Origin of the sequence: Spirulina subsalsa FACHB-351, from assembly GCF_026130165.1 — a bacterium.
In the GTDB taxonomy this organism is placed as follows: Bacteria; Cyanobacteriota; Cyanobacteriia; order Cyanobacteriales; family Spirulinaceae; genus Spirulina_A; species Spirulina_A subsalsa_A.
Genome location: NZ_JAIHOM010000198.1, coordinates 1 through 5,185 on the forward strand (window position 1 = coordinate 1; position 5,185 = coordinate 5,185).

Annotated in this window: 3 protein-coding genes and 1 pseudogene; all 4 read right to left on the bottom strand. The window is 46.0% G+C overall.

Annotated features, from left to right (window positions below; genetic code table 11):
* Positions 1-87: 87 nt before the first annotated feature.
* Entirely contained in the window at positions 88-438 is a 351-nt protein-coding gene (locus K4A83_RS21795) for a HepT-like ribonuclease domain-containing protein (protein WP_265266821.1), read from the bottom strand.
* A complete protein-coding gene (locus tag K4A83_RS21800) occupies positions 428-745 on the bottom strand; it encodes a nucleotidyltransferase family protein (protein WP_407810266.1) in 318 nt (105 codons plus the stop codon). Before K4A83_RS21800 ends, K4A83_RS21795 begins: the two co-directional genes overlap by 11 nt.
* Before the next feature lie 198 nt (positions 746-943).
* The gene (locus tag K4A83_RS21805) at positions 944-4,609 is read right to left on the bottom strand and encodes an SBBP repeat-containing protein (RefSeq protein WP_265266823.1); all 3,666 of its coding nucleotides are present in this window, start codon (positions 4,607-4,609) and stop codon (positions 944-946) included.
* Between the two features lie 24 nt (positions 4,610-4,633).
* Positions 4,634-5,185 (bottom strand): annotated as a pseudogene (locus K4A83_RS21810) (RNA-guided endonuclease InsQ/TnpB family protein); the annotation flags it as partial.

The window sequence follows — 5,185 nt, forward strand, 5'->3', positions numbered from 1 at the left end:
ACGCAACTTGTATTGATAGGAAAGAATGAGCATCTTACGAAATGCAAGTGATTCTCTTAATTGTATTACGATTAAGAAAAAGCCGTCCTAGAAGGACGGGGCTTTAGACCCAGGGTTTTTGGTAATACAATCATGAAGTTTATTTAATTGAGTTTGGATGATATCCCACAGAATGTCATGATCTATCGAAAAGTAAGCATGAGTGAGGATATCTCGCAGTCCAGCCACTTTTCGCCATTCTATTTGGGGGTAGCGATCGCGCAAATCCGTAGGAATCTGTTTCACGGCTTCACCAATAACTTGGAGATTACGGATAACCGCATCAAAAGTGCGTTCGTCCGCCATAAAGGCATCTTGATTTAGATCAGCCGTAAAGCGTTGAATTTTCTCGATACTGGTCACGATATCATCCAAATACAGACTTAAATTACGAGACATTAATAGCTTCACTCAACACAGTTTTCCGAATTTGTGGCTTTAGGGATTGCTTAGTCACCAGATCCACAGGTCTGTTAAATAAATCTTCCAGAAAAAATTTTAAATCCATATAACGATCAAACGTTGCTTTTCCTGCAAATTCAACCAGAAAATCTAAGTCACTTTCTGGAGTCGCTTCATTACGAACAGCAGAGCCAAATAGCGCTAAAGAATAGACACCAAAGCCATCTAGGGCTTCACGATGATCACGCAGAGTTGATAAAATCGTTTGACGATCGAGGACGTTGGGGCCAGCTTCACGGGTCATAAACAAGATACTTTCAAGCGTTTTTTTCATTGTATTTGTAGGTTGGGTGAAGCGCCAGCGCAACCCAACAAATCCCTATCCGTAGGTTGGGTGAAGCCCCAACGCAACCCAACAATTCCTTATCCGTAGGTTGGGTGAAGCGCCAGCGCAACCCAACAATTCCTTATCCGTAGGTTGGGTGAAGCACCAGCGCAACCCCTACATCAAATAAGATTGCCCCAACTTCGCCACCCAAGCATCACTAGACCCATAACGCACATTTTCCCCCGTACTATCATTCACCCCAGCAGGCATCACACCCGAGGTTACACCCGCCACATAAACACTATTTTCCCCCAAGGCGATCGCATGAGACACATCATTACGCACAGTCCCCAACTGTACCGCCCACTGATAAGACCCATCCCGGTTATACATCGCCACAAAACCATCACGGCTCCCCATCTCCCCATGCAATTCACCCAACGCCCCATCCGTATAACCCGTAATATATACATTCCCCTCCCCATCCGTCGCCACACCCGTCGCCCGATCCGCCAACTCCGTCCCCAGAAGACGTTTCCACTCAGAAACCCCATCCCCCGTAAACTGAGCCACCCAAGCATCCCCTTGGCCCCGATAAGTGCCACCCAAACCCGACATATCCCCATGAACCCCAGCCCACACCGCCACGGGATCCTTCCAATCGTAAATATTCACTTGGCTCCTATCTAACGTTTCACCCAACCATCCCCGCGTATAACCCACCAGATGAATCCGCACCAACGAAGGATCATGACCATCCGCCCCCGAATTGGGATCATAAACAGAAATCCCCAACACCTCATCCGTCGCCATCGTGCCGAACTGTTTCACCCATTGAAAAACCCCCTCAGCGTCATACTTCGCCAACCAGCCATCCTTATCCCCCAAATGAGTTTGTCCACTCATCGCCCCTTGGGTATGTCCCGTAATATAAACATTCCCCGCCTGATCAACCGCCACCCCCGTCGCCTCATCCCACCGGGACGACCCCATAGAACTTCCCAACTGTCGCAACCAAACCTGTTCCCCATCCGGGCTATACTTCGCCACCCAAGCATCCGCCGTCCCCGCAACAGTTCCCCCTAAATTCCCCGTCGTATACCCCGTAATATAGAGAAAACCATCATCCCCCAAGGTCATCTTGCCACTGGCAATATCATAATTCAGCGAGGACTGATCAGTAATGCGTTTATTCCCCACAAACTCCGTCCATTGAACCTCACCAGCCCCATTATATTTGGTAATAAAAGAAGCCCGACTGCCATTCATACTCTCTTCCCCATCAGTCCAGCCCGAAATATACACATCTCCCGTATGAGGATCCACCACAATACTGTTCGGTTCAGTAAACCCATTATTGCCCCATTGTTTCACCCAAGTTAACTCCCCATTAGGGTCATATTTCGCCACAAAACCATCACCCAATTGGATAGCCGGAGAGTCAGATTCCTTATCCCCTAAAGCCCCGGCCGTCCGTCCAGTCAGATAAACATAACCCGCCCCATCCACAGCAACCCCCGTCGCCATATCAAAAGCCTCCGTCCCCAATTGCTGAACCCATTGCACCTCGGTTTTATTAATATCATCAATCCAGAGATCAACCGAAACTTTTGAACCAATAGAATAGGCATCATCTTCTCGCAACACAATCCGAACTCGTTTATTTCGGGGATCTCGTACACCATTATTAATCGGCACAATTTCCAACGTCACCGATTCTTCTCCATCGGGAATAACAATACTGCCCTGCAAGCGGTTACTTTGCTTAAACTCCCCATCTACCACGGGGCGACCGTGAGCATCTGTAATGTAACCTCCGTCAGGCACTTCATAATCAATGCCCGGCAATGCTTTCAACCACCAACCATTATCCCAATAGTTAATTTCTAAATCCCCCTCTAGGAATCCCTTGCGGGTAAATGTGACTTGTCCCACTGTGCCATCTTCAGAAGCCCGTTGAGTCACGGCTATTTCAATCACGGGTTTAGAATCATTATCCAAAATTTCTATCGGAAGATAGTTTGGACGCTGACGGTTATAGGACGGGTTAATAATATAGGAAACATCCGAGTTATCTCCTTGTGTATTGCTAGGTTCAATTTGGATAATAACTCTTTCTGTTGGTTCTATTTCGTCATCATTAACAGGCACAAAATTGCTCCATCTTGATTCCCACTGTCCGGCCGCAAAGGTCACTGTTCCTGTCCCTAAAATCATACTATTCGGGTCAAGATTAGGGGTAAAGGTATCGCGACTATTATCTGGGTTAATCGTAAAATCATCCACTTGCGCAGGATGGAAGATTTCCGTCATAAATTGATCATAAGTAACTCCACGATACAACGGAGCAAAGATATCATTAAAAGTCTGTTCTGTTACCTCCGTTGTAATCGAATAATTAACCGTTAACTCTTGATCTAAATCACCCCAACGGCGCAATTTAAACTTTGCCTCACTTGAACCTTCAGTAGCAACATATCCATTATTGTTATATTTAGAAGACCAATCAGTTAAAAGCCAAACTAACGGCACATTATTATCCCAAATCGTTACCGCCGCTAGATCGTCTGTTCCCACTTCATAACTTTTTTCCCGATCCGGTAGCTCCTTCCCTTGACTATCTCGCTCTTCCACTAATTTCAACCGTACCAATTCAGGATACTCAGAAATATCATCATCAATCGGATTAACTATAATCGTTACTTCCGACTGCCCCGCCGGAATTAATACCTTTCCTTTGTGTAAATCCTCTTGAGTCGTATAGGCACTTTCTAAGGTGTAATCTACCCCTAAAGTGGCTCTCGGGCGAGACCAGTGATGGGATCCTTCAAACGTAAAATAAACAACTAAATCCTCTTGCGTATTTCCCGTTCGTCTGATGGTAAACTCTCCCGAATGTTCCCCCTCCTTCGCATCGGGATCTGTCGCCTCAATTGTAGTCGTTGCTTTGTAACCATACAGATTCAATTTCCACTGTTTTAATTCCCCTGTTATCTCATTATTATTCTCATCAAACACTTGCAGCGTCCAATCCCCAACCGACGACTCGCCCCAATGACGCGCCGACGTAAATATCCACTTATCAAAATTATCCCCCGTATCCTTTAAACGAGGTTGCGCCAGAATTGACTCTGTACCACTCGGAGAAGTTAGCACCACTTTTAAATCCCCTCGATTGGTATGAGTCGCATCAAACATCACCTCAACTTTTTCTAGGGTTATATTTTCTCTAATCCCTACAGTTGAAGTCACAGAATCACCATTTTCGGGAATCTGTTCACCCACCGGAATCACTCCCGACGTAACCATCCATTCCCGCCCCACTAATTTCCCCGTTGCCCTCCACTCCTTCGCTAACTCAACCGCCCTCGCCGCATCTAACGCCCCAAACCCATACTTATAATTATGTTCAAATCCCCCACCATTCACCGTCCAACCTTCATCATCAGGATCATTTTTCCGCGCACTTTCCACCAGAATATGCTGCACATCCCGCCAAGTTAAACTAGGATTCGCCTCCAAAATCAACCCCACCACCCCAGAAGTCAACGCCGCCGCCGCCGAAGTCCCCCCAACTTGTACATAATCAGCAAGATCCGTTGTGATAATCCCTAAACCATCACCACTCGAATAAGCGGAAATCAACAGAGGTGCGCCCCACTCACTATAAACCGCTTGCACACCCTGATGGGTAATCGCTGCCACCGGAATCACATAACGAGAATTCGCATAGCCATCAAAATTCACCCCATCCTGCTCCCCTCCATTGCCACCAGCCCAGACAAAAATACTCCCCAGTCCATTGCGTCCTTGGCTAATTCCGTTATTTGACACTCCCATCGCTAAAAGCGAGGGATTCTTGGTTCAACGAGTTTCCTTAACTTGGCAGGACGTATCCAACCAAGCCAGAGGGAATCTCTCCCCAAGCGTGAGTTCCGGTATGCCCTACCGTACTTAGTCCCCTTTTCAAAATGTTAATAGCGGCGTTGGTATCTCTATCTTCTACATAGCCACAATGGGGACAAATATGGGTTCTTGTCGATAGAGATTTAAATACCTTTTCTCCACAATTAGAACAATTCTGACTGGTATTATGGGGCGGTACTGCTACCGTAGCCTTACCATATTTAAAGCCAAAATATTCTAACCATTGTCGAAAAGTTGACCAAGCCGCATCATTGATAGATTTAGCTAGTTTCGAGTTTTTTACCAGTCCTTTAACATTTAAGTCTTCGTAGGCGATAAAATCGTTAGATTTAATGACGCGCAATGCCTCTCTCTGGACAAAGCCTTTACGTTGTCTACTTACTCTTAAATGTTTTAAGGCATATCTCTTCCTAGCTTTTTTGTAGTTGTTTGATTGGGGTTGACCTTTCTTAAACTTCTTAGATTTTTGACGGTTAAGACGGTTTAATC